The sequence below is a fragment of the Paenibacillus tuaregi genome (genome assembly GCF_900086655.1).
In the GTDB taxonomy this organism is placed as follows: Bacteria; Bacillota; Bacilli; order Paenibacillales; family Paenibacillaceae; genus Fontibacillus; species Fontibacillus tuaregi.
The window spans coordinates 1,526,725-1,540,452 of the sequence record NZ_LT575476.1 but is presented as its reverse complement, the minus strand read 5'-3'; the positions used below and the strand labels follow the sequence as shown (position 1 = coordinate 1,540,452).

6 protein-coding genes are annotated in these 13,728 nt (G+C 51.5%); 1 reads left to right on the top strand and 5 read right to left on the bottom strand.

What is annotated here, in order from left to right; all coding sequences use genetic code 11:
• Nucleotides 1–239 precede the first annotated feature (239 nt).
• Together BN6628_RS07100 and BN6628_RS07095 are read right to left on the bottom strand one after the other, a co-directional pair.
• Entirely contained in the window at nt 240–6,644 is a 6,405-nt protein-coding gene (locus BN6628_RS07100; RefSeq protein ID WP_068615947.1) for a WIAG-tail domain, read from the bottom strand.
• A 146-nt stretch (nt 6,645–6,790) separates the two neighbouring features.
• Nucleotides 6,791–7,435, bottom strand: coding sequence for a 50S ribosomal protein L25 (locus tag BN6628_RS07095; protein WP_068615945.1), 645 nt, complete (start codon nt 7,433–7,435; stop codon nt 6,791–6,793).
• A gap of 330 nt (nt 7,436–7,765) precedes the next feature.
• Here BN6628_RS07095 and ppk1 point away from each other — a divergent pair, with 330 nt between their 5' ends.
• A complete protein-coding gene (gene ppk1, locus BN6628_RS07090; protein ID WP_068615943.1) occupies nt 7,766–9,859 on the top strand; it encodes a polyphosphate kinase 1 in 2,094 nt (697 codons plus the stop codon).
• Here ppk1 and BN6628_RS07085 read toward each other — a convergent pair.
• The 3 genes from BN6628_RS07085 to BN6628_RS07075 all read right to left on the bottom strand — a co-directional run bounded on the left by BN6628_RS07085 (nt 9,819) and on the right by BN6628_RS07075 (nt 13,665).
• Nucleotides 9,819–11,360 carry a Ppx/GppA phosphatase family protein gene (locus BN6628_RS07085; protein ID WP_068615941.1) on the bottom strand — a complete coding sequence of 514 codons (1,542 nt, stop codon included), beginning with the start codon at nt 11,358–11,360 and terminating at the stop codon, nt 9,819–9,821. The genes ppk1 and BN6628_RS07085 overlap by 41 nt on opposite strands.
• Nucleotides 11,361–11,684: 324 nt before the next feature.
• Nucleotides 11,685–13,397: a phosphoenolpyruvate--protein phosphotransferase gene (gene ptsP, locus BN6628_RS07080; RefSeq protein ID WP_068615940.1), complete on the bottom strand. Its 1,713-nt coding sequence runs from the start codon at nt 13,395–13,397 to the stop codon at nt 11,685–11,687.
• Entirely contained in the window at nt 13,390–13,665 is a 276-nt protein-coding gene (locus tag BN6628_RS07075) for an HPr family phosphocarrier protein (protein WP_068622054.1), read from the bottom strand. Before BN6628_RS07075 ends, ptsP begins: the two co-directional genes overlap by 8 nt.
• Between the last annotated feature and the right edge of the window lie 63 nt (nt 13,666–13,728).

Genomic DNA, 13,728 nt, shown 5'->3' with positions numbered 1-13,728 from the left:
CAGCTTGCGTTGGTTCAGAGTTGTATTTTTCTTTTTGGGCTGCAGTGTAATCCCCTCTTTCTTTATGGTATACTGCCACAAATTCTAGATATTAAACGGCTGTTCGTCAAGCGTTATAGGAGGATAAATATATACTATATTCCAAATATATCTGGGAAAATTGGCCATGACATGTTAAAGGGCTTACCCCTGGCCGATTTTAGCGGTCCGGAGCAAGCCTTTTAAATTGTGACAATTTCTTAAATTCCGTTAACATTCCCGATGGCTATCCAATTCACGAACCCATAATTTTGCGGGCTTCCTGGCTGGCGTGTCAGCTCAAGGACCGCCGCTTCAGGCGTCCGGGACTTCAAAGAAGCGTGAATGGTCGGCTGATTCGTCATCGCCACCAGCGTATAATTCTGGTCGCCAAACGGCTCTTCAAACTTAATCATTAATTCCACATGATTCTCCCGGCCCTGCATCAGGAATACGGTCATGCCGAACTGCTGAAGGGCGTGGACCCCTTTTCGGCTCTGCACCGGTGTAACAGCAAGCTGGTCAAGCCCGATGCTCCCCACATCCAGATGTCGTGAAGTCACAGAACCTTCCGCCAAATGATGGGACTGCACACTCTCCTCAGCCAAATGATAACTCTGGATGGATACCGGGCAAATATGATCAGACGAGACGGTTTCTTTTTGCAGCACATCACCATCCACACTCTCTGCTTTCAAATGCTGCCGGGAAATGCTCTCATCCTCAAGATGAATGCCTTTAATTCCTCCCTCTGGCAGCAGTCCTTCCGAAAGTATCTCATTAGATAAGTGCTCTTTAGCAATCACCCCATGCTGTAAATGCCCCGAAGTTACCGCCTCTTTGGCAATATGCCGGCTGTCAACGGAGTTGACGACCAGGTGTTTGGAATGAACGGAACCCGAGGCGAGCTTCTCTGAAGTAATCGACAGGTTCTGAAGTGTGCTTCCCGCAATCGCCTGTGGACCCAAATGATGCTCCAGAATCGAACCGGCTTGCAAATGCTCAGAAGTCACGGAATTAGAAGCCAGATGATAAGCCTGCACAGAACCTTCGGCTAACTTTTCCGAAGTGACAGCCCCTTCCTGTAAGGCAGCACTTCCTACTGCTCCTTCCACCAAATGATAGCCGTGGACCGCCTCAGGCTTAATATGGTCCGCCCCCAGCGAATTCTCAGCGATATGTTCGGAGGTCACTACCTGTTTCCCAAGCGATCTCGCGCTTACCGCCCCATCTGACAGATGATAATCTTGGATCGCCTCAGGCTTAATATGGCCCGCCCCTAGCGAGTTCTCAGCGATGTGTTCGGAGGTCACTACCTGCTTGCCAAGCGACCTCGTGCTTACCGCCCCATCTGACAGATGATAATCTTGGATCGCCTCAGGGCCAATATGGGCGGAGTCTATAGAACCTTCCGCCAAGTGATGAGACTGCACACTCTCCTCAGCCAAATGATAACTCTGGATCGATACCGGTGAAATATGATCAGACGAAATGGCTTCTTTCTGCAGCACGTCACCGTCCACGCTGCCAGCGATCAGATGCTTCCGGGAAATGCTCTCATCTTCAAGATGAATGCCTTTAATTCCTCCCTCTGGCAGCAGTCCTGCAGAGAGTATCTCTTTAGATAAATGATCTTTAGCAACCACCCCATGCTGCAGATGTCCCGAAGAAATCGATTCTTTAGCAATATGCCTGCTGTCAATGGAGCTGGTTGTCAGGTGCTTGGATTGAATGGAACCTGGGGCGAGCTTCTCTGAAGTAATCGATAAATTCTGAAGTGCAGCTCCCGTAACCGTCTGCGGACCTAAGTGTTGCTCCAGAATCGAACCGGCTTGCAAATGCCCAGATGTTACGGATTCGGAAGCCAGATGATAAGCCTGCACAGAATCCTCGGCTAACTTTTCCGAAGTAACGGCCCCTTCCTGTAAGACAGCACTCCCTACCGCTCCTTCCACCAAATGATAGCCGTGGATCGCCTCAGGCTTAATATGGTCCGCCCCTAGCGAGTTCTCAGCGATATGCTCAGAGGTCACCGCCTGCTTGCCAAGCGACTTGCCGGTTACGGCTCCTTCCGATAAATGGTGAGGCTGGACCGCCTCAGATTGGATATGGACTGCTCCTACCGAGTTCCCAGCAATATGCTCGGAGGTCACCACCTGTTTGCCAAGGGACCTCGCACTTACCGCTCCTTCTGACAGATGGTGAGGTTGGATCGCTCCCTCCGCAATCTTCGAGCCGCTCACACTCTCGTCAGTCAAATGGCGTGTATTCACCGCTCCTTCTGCGAGCTTCCCGGCGGTAACCGCCCCGTCCTGTATGGATGCTTCTGTCACGGAATCAAGTCCAAGATGCTGCCGCTGAACTGTACCCTCCTGCAAATGATCCGGGCCAATTGCGTGTGAAGCAATATGTTCGAGTTGAACTGCTCCTTCTGCGATGGCTCTAGAATGAATCAGACCTGAAGATAGATGATAGGATTGGATTGCCCCCTCCGCAATCTTGGAAGGAGTAACGCTCTCTTCCACCAAATGGCGGGCACTCACTGAATCCTCCGCCAGCTTCTCAGAAGTTACAGTTCCATTCTCCAAGATGGCACCGGAGATTCCCTCGGAAGCAAAGTGACGGGAAGTCACCGAGCCTTCCGCCAAATGATGCGACTGGATGCTCTGTTCATTCAAGTGAACGCCCTGGATGGATGCTGGAGCGACATGTTCGCTTGTTACGGCTTCTTTCTGCAGCACGTCTCCATCAACACTTCCGGCAGTCAGGTGCTGGCGGGTAATACTCTGGTCATCAAGGTGAACTCCCCGAATCCCCCCCTCTGGAAGCAGTCCTGCCGAAAGGATCTCCTGGGATAGATGCGTTCTACTCACCACACCGTGTTGGATATGCCCGGATGCAATAGCTTCTTTGGCAATATGTCTGCTGTCTACCGAGCTAACGGCCAACTGTTTGGATTGGACAGAGCCCGGGGCCAGCTTCTCGGAAGTGACCGACAGGTTCTGAAGCGCGCTTCCCGACACCGTCTGCGGACCCAAATGATGCTCCTGAATTGATCCGGACTGCAGATGCTCAGAGGTTACCGAGTCAACAGCCAGATGAGAAGGCTGAACAGAGCCTTCGGCGATCTTGTCAGATGTGACTGTGCCGTTCTTCAGAGCCGCTCCGCCAACTGCGCCTTCCGCCAGATGGTAATCATGTATAACCCCGCTCTGAAGATGGTCTGCTCTTATGGAGCCGCTGGCAATATGCCCGGAGTTCACCGCCTGTTCAGCCAGAGACTTGGCGGTTACAGCTCCTTCCACAAGATGCCGTGACTCAATGGCCTCCTGCGCGATTTTCGAACCAATGATACCCTCCTCTGCAAGATGGGACGTATTTACCGCTTGTTCTGCCAGCTTCCCGGAGGTAATGGCGCCATTCTGCACAATGGACTCTGTTACGGATTCCGGGGCAAGGTGCGGATTCTGGATTGATCCGTTCTGGATATGCTCTGAACTAATCGTATTTGGCGCAATATGAGCGGACTGCACAGCAGCGGCCGAGATAAATCTGGATTGGATCAGGTTTGGAGATAAATGATGCGGTTGGATCGTTCCTTCGGCAATCTTGGAGGCAATCACGCTGCCTTCAACTAAATGCCGGGCACTTACCGCATCCTCCGCCAGCTTCTCAGAGGTGATTGCCCCGTTCTCAAGGACAGAGCCGGAGATACTCTCGGAAGCAAGATGTCTGCCATGTACCGAACCCGACGCTAGATGAGCCGCTCTGACCGAACCGGGAGAGATATGCTCGGTATGCACGGAGCCTGCGGTTAGATGTCCAGGTCCAATGGCATCCTGTGAGATATGCTTGGACTCAACCGCTCCCGAAGCCAAATGATTCGAGCCAACTGATTCGGCCGTAATATGCTCAGCCCGCACCGCTTTCTCCGCCAGGAGTTCAGAAGCAATTAATCCCTTGGATAAATGCTGCTTCAGTACACTGCCTGCGGCCAGCTTGGATGAAGTGACGCTCTCATCAGCCAGATGGAAAGTCTGCACAGCCTCCCCGGCGATCTTCTGGGAGCCGACCGAGCCGTTCTCCAGAGCTGCCGCTGAGATGGCCTCAGAAGCCAAATGCTCCCCATGTACAGCTCCCTGTGCAATATGTCTGCTCACGACTGAGGTATCTGCTATATGACGGGATTGGATGATCCCCGGGCTCAGCTGATCTGTTCCCACGGATTCGGGAGCCAGGTGCCGCGTCTGAACCACACCCTCCTGCAGATGATTCGCGCTGATCGTCTGCTCGGCAAGATGCATGGCCCGAACGGCTCCAGCGGCAAGCGAATCTGCTTGAATCAGCTCCCGGGACAAATGGTGAGTCTGAATGCTGCCTGAAGCGATTTTGGAGGACGTGACACTTCCTTCCGCCAAGTGAACCGTAGTGACAGCTTCATCCTGAATTTTGCCTGAAGTAATCGCTCCCTCTTTCACCGAAGACTCGGTCACCGAGCTTGCCGCCAGATGAGCTTCCTGGACGGCTCCCCGCTCTAAATGCGTTGGGCCGATTGACTCTGGAGCCAGGTGCCGGGCTTGAACCGAGCCTTCCGCGATGGCTTCAGCATAGATAGACCCCTGAGCCAAATGTCCGGCCTGAATAGCGCCTTGCGAGATTTTAGAAGCTGTCACACTTCCTTCCGCCAGCTTACCCGAGGTCACGGCGAGATCATTGATCTTATCCGTAGAGACACTCTCAGGAGACAGCTTCAACGAAGTGACCGCATGGTTCTGCAGATGATGCTGAAACACAGAACCGGCGGACAGATGGTGCTCTTTAATGGCCCCGGAGTTAATAATCTCCGTGGTTACAGCCCCATGCCGGAGAGCCGCGGTATCTACAGCACCTCTCTCGAAGTGAGCGGTGCCAATCGAACCCTCCTCAATGTGAAGCGATCCCACCGCTCTTTCCTGCAGAGCACTGCTGCTTATACTGTTCTCGGCGAGGTGCCCCTCATGAATGGCTTCGAAGTCAATGTGCTCCGAGGTGATGCTCCGGCGGCTGATGGCCTCGCTGCGGACCGCGGCTGGCGCGAGCTTATCCGCCGTAACACTGGCATTCGCCAGCTTCCCTTCGGTGATGCTTAATGACTGGATATGCCGTACGGCAACCGAGTCATCGGCTAAATGCTCCTCGAGTACAGCCTTCTGTGCAATTTTACCGCTATGCACGGCCCCTTCCTGAATGTGCCGTTCCAGAACCGCACCGGCTGTGATATGTCTATCCTGGACCGAGTCCGGCTTAAGATGCTCAGAGCCAACAGCCCCAGGCGCCAACTGGGGACTATGAATTGCACTCTTCCCAATGTGTCTCGTTATTACGGCCTCATCGCCGATTTTATGAGCAAGGATGCTTTGATCCGCGATTTTGGACGATGTAACAGATTGCTCTACAATTTGTGCCGTGCCTACAGACTGATCGGCCAGCTTGGTTGAAATGATGCTTAAATCCGCGATATGGCGGCTCTCAACTTGCTCCTCCCCAATCTGCTCGGCGCCTATGATCCCCGGCTTGATATGTGTCCGATCCAGCGCGTAGGGTGCAATGTGGCGCGATTCAACAGCCTGCTCCTGAATATGCCGGGAGTGAATCGCATCACTCTCCAGCTCCACAGCACCCACACTTCCCGGCGCAAGAAGCCCGCTTGCATTAATCCCCGGCGCCAAATGATCGGAGGTGATCGTATGCGGCGCCAGATGACGCCCCTCTACGCTGCCTTCCCTCAGCTTCTCCCCTGTAACTGCTCCGTCTTGGAGCTTGGACTCAGTTACAGATAAATCACTCAGTTTGGACGTATCCACAATTCCGTTGGATAAATTAATCGACTGGATGGAGCCGCTGCGAATTTTCTCAGAAGTCACCGCCTGGTCTTGAAGCAGATCTGAGGTAATGAGACCCCCGCTTAAATGGCGGCTGCCGATCGAACCGTCTGCAAGCTTATCTGAGCTGATGACTTTATCCGCCAGCTTCTCCGCCGTTATGCTTCCGTCCTGAATCTTCTCCCCGCTAAGAGTCCCAGAAGCTATTTTATGCCCCTGGATGGAGCCATCCACGAAGTGTTCGCCCGTTAATGAGCCGGGAGCCACCTTCGATCCGGTTACGGCCCCTTCGGCAATATTAAGGCTGGTTACCGCATAATCGGCCAACCAGGCAGTGCCTACCGAGCCATACTTGATTTTTGACGAATCAATCGTATATGGGGCAATTTTCTCACCTGTAACCGATGCATTCATAATATCATCGGTATACACAACCGGATGGCGGACGGGAGTCCACGTTTCCTCCTTGCTTGCGGGCTGTTCAGACCGGAGCTCGGGAGTGGTCTCTACTGCTTTCCTCTCCTGTACCTCCTTCAAAGTCGGGTTCGCTTCTTCCTTAACAGGGCCCTTTACTTTTTCAGGAGGTGGGCTTATCTGCTCCGGCTCCAGAACAGCTTGAGCCTGATGCAGCTCAACCTCAGATGTTTCTAACTTTGGGGTAGTGGTGGTCATTTCTAGCAAACTTAGCTCATTGAAATCGGGATCTTCCTCCCGGTATGTGAGCGGTCTGGTTCTGACCGGTTTGCTGACTTTTCCCTTCTTCAAGCCGATCTCTCCTTCCTGGCTGCTTTCATCTGCCATATCATATGCAGGTAGGTAGGCACTTGTCACAGTCCATGCACACAGTAAAAAGGCCCGGGTCGCGATGACACGGGCCTTCCTTCATCTATTTGATTAGGATATGGCAAATTTCAAGCCTCTTCCGCACCTTTGGCATCAGCGGTTTCATCTCCTGCTCCCTCAGCAGCTTCTCCACTTGGCTCATCCACCGCCGTATCGGCTGCACGAGGCAGAACAATGGAGGCAAGCAGGCTTTCCTCTGACGAGATCAGGGTTACCCCTTCAGGAAGCTTCACTTCAGCCGCCGTAAGCTTGTCTCCTGCTCCCAACCCAGTTACGTCGATATCAATCCCGGCTGGCAGGGAATCCGGAAGACCTTCGACCTCAAGCTCCGTCTCCTGAATTTGCAGAATACCCCCTGTTTTGGTTCCTTCTGCCGTACCATTATAGTGAATAGGCACTTTAACACGAATCGGCTTATTCTTCGACACATGCTGAAAATCAACATGAATCACCTTGCCTCCCTGCTGCTGCACGTCCTTAATCAGCGCAGGAAAGCTCTCCCCATCCGTAATGGACAGCTGGAAGAATTCAGACCGGCCCGTACGGGCCACTTTCAGCAGCTCCTTGGCATCCACATGCAGTGATACGCTGCCAATCTGGGTTCCGTAGACCACACCCGGTATCCGCCCTTTTTCCCGCAACTGCCGCAGCGAGCTATTGGATAAATTGGTTCTTTTCTCAGCGTTCAGTTTAAGGTTATGCTCTGTACTCATCGTTCACGACCTCCTCGAGTTTATGGCGCAGCGCATTTACGCTCCGCAGGCTTTTCAGTCAGTCTGAGCGTTGCTTATTCTATCCCAAAGATCCCCAAGCAGGAGAAATCTAACGAGACAGAATAAGGGCCATATCATTTATTTACCCAATAATGCGCCCAAGCTTTCATATTTTGGGTAAAAAATAGTTGAAGAAGCAGATTAATTTTACATTCTCTTATAAATTTTACACAGAATTTACAAAAGTCAGCTTTTATATTGGTCGCTAAGGAGTACAATGAAGGGAGTAATTCCTAAGTAATTGCGTATTAATCGGAGGTCGTTAGGCTGATGACACAACATCATTTAAAAGAAGATGGTTCTCGTTATCTGAACAGGGACCTAAGCTGGATTGAGTTCAATTCGAGGGTCCTTCAGGAGGCCCAAGATTCCATGACTCCCCTGCTGGAGAGGGCCAAATTCCTGTCCATCGTGTCCAGCAATCTGGATGAATTCATGAGTGTACGGGTTGCTGGAATACAGGACCAGATCCGGGCTGGATACGCCAAGAAGGACTTTACCGGGTATACCCCCGCAGGCTTGTATAAACGTCTTATCTCCCGTGTTTCCAAAATGGTACAGGCCCAGTATCGCACCTACCGCGATATTATGCGGCAGCTAGCCAAAGAGCATATTCAATTTCAGAAATACGAAGATTTGAACACCACCCAACGCAAATCGATGGAATCGTACTACCATGACATTATTTTTCCTGTGCTCACTCCGATGGCTGTGGATCAAAGCCGACCCTTTCCCTTGGTTCACAACCAGTTTGTCTATCTGGCCGTCGTCTTGAAACGGGAAGGGGACAATCCCGAGGAGGAGCCCTATTTCGCCGTGGTGCAGATTCCGTCAAATCTGTCCAGATTCGTACCGCTCCCGCATCACTCGAACAGCAAGAAGCAGTCCTTTATTCTTATTGAAGAATTGATTAAACATCATATTCAGACCTTGTTCAGCGGTTATATTCCGCTGGCTGTCAATGAATTCCGGGTTACGCGCAACGCCGACTTAACCATTGATGAAGAAGGTGCTGAGGATCTGCTGGAGGAGATTGAGAAGGAGCTTCGCAAGCGGCGCTGGGGAGCTCCTGTGCGCCTGGAGGTTCAGAAAGGCTTTCATCCTTATGCGCTCGAGCTTCTGCAGGATGAATTCGAAATTAAGGATTCTGTCTTCGAAATTGATGGCCCCCTTGATCTTACCTTTCTGCGGCATTTCACCGGCGCAGTGAAAGGATCTCCAAAGCTGAGGTATCCTCAGGAAGATCCTCCATATCCCCAGGAATTTGATGAAAATGAGGATTTCTTCGAGGTGCTAAAAGAACGGGATGTGCTGATGTACCACCCGTACGAGTGTTTTGACGCCGTCACCGACTTCATTGTTCAGGCATCGGAAGACCCGCAGGTTATGGCGATCAAGATGACGCTCTACCGGGTCAGCGGGAATTCTCCGCTTATTCGCGCGCTCGCCGATGCCGCGGAATCCGGCAAGCAGGTCACGGTCGTGGTTGAACTGAAAGCCCGCTTCGATGAGGAAAGGAACATCGCCTGGGCCAGAACGCTGGAGAAGGCGGGATGTCACGTGGTCTACGGGCTGGTTGGCCTGAAGACCCATGCCAAGATCCTGCTGGTCGTCCGTCAGGAAGGCCCTGATCTCAAAAGGTATGTTCATGTTGGAACAGGTAATTACAACGACATCACTGCCCGTTTGTACACCGATATCGGCATGTTCACCACACACCCTGCCATAGGGGAGGACGCCTCCGAGCTGTTTAATTTGATTACCGGCTATTCGACGCTTCATCATTGGAAGGCTTTGATCCTGGCTCCGGATAACATGCAGGCCAAGCTCGCTGAGCTGATACAGAGGGAAATCGAACATGCCCAGGCCGGAAGACCCGCCCGGGTTATTGCCAAGATGAACTCCTTATCCAATCAGGAGATGATCGATACCCTGTATGAAGGCTCCCAGAACGGGGTAGACATTGATCTCATTGTACGCGGAGTATGCTGCTTGCGGCCGGGGGTTGAGGGCCTGAGTGAGCGGATTACCGTGCGAAGCATTGTGGACCGCTTCCTTGAGCATTCAAGGATATATTATTTCGAGAACGGCGGTGAACCGGAGGTGTGGATTTCCAGCGCGGACTGGATGACACGCAATCTGACGCGCCGCATCGAGCTGATGTGCCCGGTGTATGAGGAAGCGGCGCGCCGCATTCTGATCCAAATTTTGCGGTTGTCCCTGAACGATAACGTCAAAGCACAGAAGCTTGTAGCCAGCGGCAAATACGAGAGAATCGTAAACGACCTCCCGTCCTGCCGCAGCCAGTTCGCAGCTCTTGATATTATGGCGTGGAAGAAACGAGAACTTCCCACTTCAGTTTAATATCCCACGCTTTGTGGAAAGCTTTCGCTGCCGTATCCAGTTCCCTAAGTTCAATATAGGGCTGGGTGCGGCATTTTATTTTGAGCAGCAACGTTTTGTTATCACGCTCTGTCGCTACCGAGATCACGGGCTGCGTCTCACTCGAATCCAAGGCTATCGCAATCTCGAGCAGCGCGGCAAGACGGGCGGCCAGCTTGTCATCCTGATCTTTCAGAATGCTGTTATGATACAGGCTGAAGCTTGTCTGCTTGCCGTTCTTGGCCCGGTGTTCCGCGATTAAGGCGGCAAGCACAATTTCACGGTGTGTGAGCCCTCCAAGCGGGGCATTAAGCAGCCAATACATCGTATGCTTCTCAAATTGATGATACCAAAGCGAGCTTCCGATCTTGTAAAGCATTGATGATACATAGAGAAGCCTGGAAGCTATTCCAGCATCCTCCCCTTCCTCCCACAGCCGTTCCAGCAATTGGCCTGACAGCAGATTGACTTGTCTTAAATGCTTAAGAGACGCCGTGGAATGAAAGGCCAGCAGCGAACCCACCTGCCGCTCAACCACCCGCTGCGGCTCAGGAAGAGTACTGCTTATAATGTCATGAAGCAGGCCTTCACGAAGACCCGTACCACTGATCAGACAGCTCCGGGACTTGATATATTTATAAATGGTATGCAGGATAAGCACCCCTGGAACGATAATGTCCACCCGGTTCTTGGATAAGCCCCCAAGCCTTCTTCGCTGCTCTACAGATATCGAGGGGAGCAGATCTGCGTAATAATCAATGCTCTCCTTCCCAAGCTCATAGTGATGGGTCACCTTAAGCGGGTATTTGCTGCGTCGCTGGTCGAGCTTCCCCAGGGAGCGGATCGTCCCTCCAAGCCCAATAAGTGGGAGATTCGGGTGGCTGGATAACCACTCATAATTTCGCAGATGGCTCTCCACTTCATTTTGCAATTGGAGACTGGCTTGATCTGACCAACCGGAAGCTCCCGCATACTTGTAATTCGAATTAACCGCTCCAATCGGAAGAGAGATGCTGTGTAATAATTCCCGATTGCGGAATAAGGTGATCTCTGTACTGCCGCCGCCGATATCAATAATGAACCCATGGCTCACGCCGATCCCATGGGCAACGCCCATAAATCCGAAATAAGCCTCTTCTTCACCCGACAGCAGCTCAATTTCAAGCCCGGTATGGCGGTTCAGGGTCTCCACAATATCCAGCGCATTCCCCGCATTACGAATCGCTGCCGTGGCTGCCACACGGACCCGCTCACATCCATAGGATGTACATATATTCCGGAATTCGGACAACACAGGCACAATGGCCATCATTCCCTCCTGGGTCATGTTGCCGTCCGCATTAATCTTCTCGCTAAGCCTGGCCGATTCCTTGCATTCCTTAACGACTCTATATGCGCCTTTGGGAGTTACCTCGTAGACCACAACCCGAATCGAGTTCGATCCAATATCGATAATGCCTACAGTGCTGCGATTGTCATTCATATGTATACTCCTTGTATATCGGTATAAATTCATTATAAACCTATTCATTTCAGCCAAATCAGACGCAATCCTTGAATTAGATATCTAATGGAGCCTTTCGGAGACAAAGGCGGACGCTCCGCTTCTTCAGAATCCCTCGTCCTCTCCGCTAAGACCGGTTAAGTCAAAAGTTCATTTTATATAACACTATCTTACAATATTAATACATAAATCAGCGCGCTAAAGCAAAAAAAACCGGTATCCGAAGATACCGGCCGGGTAACTACCCAGGTATATAGATGTTGGAAAAAGATAATAAACAGATACCGCCCGTTATAAACGGAATTAAGCCTGAATACTTTGAACCAATTCCACAACCTGTTCTGCGGTTTGCAGATCCAGCGCCTTAGCGGCAAGCTCCTGCATTTCCGCCTTGGAAAGCTTGGAGATCAATGAACGTGCCGGCAGGATCGAGGTTGCGCTCATGCTGAATTCGTCCAGACCCAGTCCAAGCAGAAGAGGAATCGCTGTCGTGTCGCCGGCCATCTCGCCGCACATTCCCGCCCAGCGTCCTTCTTTGTGAGCTGCATCGATCACCATCTTCACGAGACGGAGAATCGCCGGATTATATGGCTGATACAGATACGAGACACGTTCATTCATACGGTCCGCAGCCATCGTATACTGGATCAGGTCATTGGTTCCGATACTGAAGAAATCCACTTCTTTGGCAAATTGGTCAGCCAGCACGGCAGTGGAAGGAATCTCCACCATAATTCCAAGCTGGATGTTCTCCGATACTTCGATTCCTTCCGCCTTCAGCTTCTCCTTCTCTTCTAGGAGAAGGGCTTTGGCTTCACGGAATTCACCCAAAGTGGCGATCATCGGGAACATGATCCGCAAGTTTCCATACACGCTTGCCCGAAGCAGGGCGCGAAGCTGGGTACGGAAGATGTCTGTACGGTCCAGACATAGACGCACAGCACGGAAGCCCAGGAACGGATTCATTTCCTTCGGCAGATCGAGGTAAGGAAGCTCCTTGTCTCCCCCGATATCAAGCGTACGAACGACAACCGGCTTGCCTTCCATTTTCTCCAGAACAGTCTTATATGCATTAAACTGCACGTCTTCCGAAGGAAGCTTGTCACGGCCCATATACAAGAACTCCGTACGATACAAGCCGACTCCCTCACCGCCGTTATCAATGACGCCAGCGACATCGTTAGGCGTACCGATGTTGGCAGCAAGTTCCACATGAACCCCGTCTTTGGACATGGACGGCTGATCACGCAGCTTGTTCCACTCCGCACGCTGCTCTTGATACTTCGCCTGCTTGGTTCGGTACTCCGCAACAACCTCGTCTGTCGGGTTAATAATGACTGTGCCGTCAAGACCATCCACGATAACAAGATCACCTTTGTTCACCTGTTCAACCACGTCTTTGGTTCCCACTACAGCAGGAATTTCCAAGGAACGGGCCATAATCGCGGAGTGGGAAGTCCGTCCGCCGATGTTTGTTGTAAAGCCAAGCACATATTTACGGTTCAACTGTGCGGTATCCGAAGGAGTCAGGTCTTCTGCGATGACAATGACTTCTTCGCTGATCTCTGCCGGATTGACATAAGTCAACCCAAGCAGATGAGTCAGCACACGCTTTGTTACGTCGCGCATATCCGCCGCACGCTCTTGCAGATAGGCGCTCTTCATGTTCTCGAACATGGAAATGAACTGGGAAGCTGTCTCATTCAGAGCATATTCCGCATTGACCTGTTCGTCACCAATCATGGCGCGAACAGGATCAATCAGTTCAGGATCACTTAGAATCAGCAAATGGGATTCGAAGATCTCCGCTTTCTTGTCGCCTAGCTCAGCGCGGGTACGCTCTTTAATCGCCTCAAGCTCCTTTTGGGAGGTAACCAGGGCCTCGTCAAAACGGGCAACCTCTGATGCCGTGTCTGCAACAGACTTCTTGTTGATTGTAAAATCAGGGTGCTCAAGCTTGAAGGCGCGGGCGATTGCTACGCCTGCTGATGCTGCAATACCCTCAATCTTAATCATTAATTTCCCCTAGCCCTTCACTTACCATAATGTCGGACAGCGCGTTAAGAGCCGCTTCCGCTTCTTCACCTTCAGAAATCAGTGTGATGCTGTCGCCTTTTTCCAGACCCAAAGACAACACGCCCAGAATTGATTTCAAAGTTACTTTTTTGCCATTGGCTTCAGCAAAGGATTCTGCACCTTTGAATTTGTTAGCTGTATTCACCAGGGCAGTTGCCGGGCGAGCGTGGATACCATCTTCATCAGTAATTTTAAAGTTTCTTTGCATGTTCATACAACTCACTTTCTTTGTTAGAATATAATTTTATATTAAAAGATTAAATAAGCAAAA

Excerpts from the sequence above, each read along its gene's own strand:
- ptsP (WP_068615940.1), bottom strand. The coding sequence starts at position 13,397 with ATGATTAAGATTGAGGGTATTGCAGCATCAGCAGGCGTAGCAATCGCC.
- ppk1 (WP_068615943.1), top strand. The coding sequence starts at position 7,766 with ATGACACAACATCATTTAAAAGAAGATGGTTCTCGTTATCTGAACAGG.
- BN6628_RS07095 (WP_068615945.1), bottom strand. The coding sequence starts at position 7,435 with ATGAGTACAGAGCATAACCTTAAACTGAACGCTGAGAAAAGAACCAAT.
- BN6628_RS07085 (WP_068615941.1), bottom strand. The coding sequence starts at position 11,360 with ATGAATGACAATCGCAGCACTGTAGGCATTATCGATATTGGATCGAAC.
- BN6628_RS07075 (WP_068622054.1), bottom strand. The coding sequence starts at position 13,665 with ATGCAAAGAAACTTTAAAATTACTGATGAAGATGGTATCCACGCTCGC.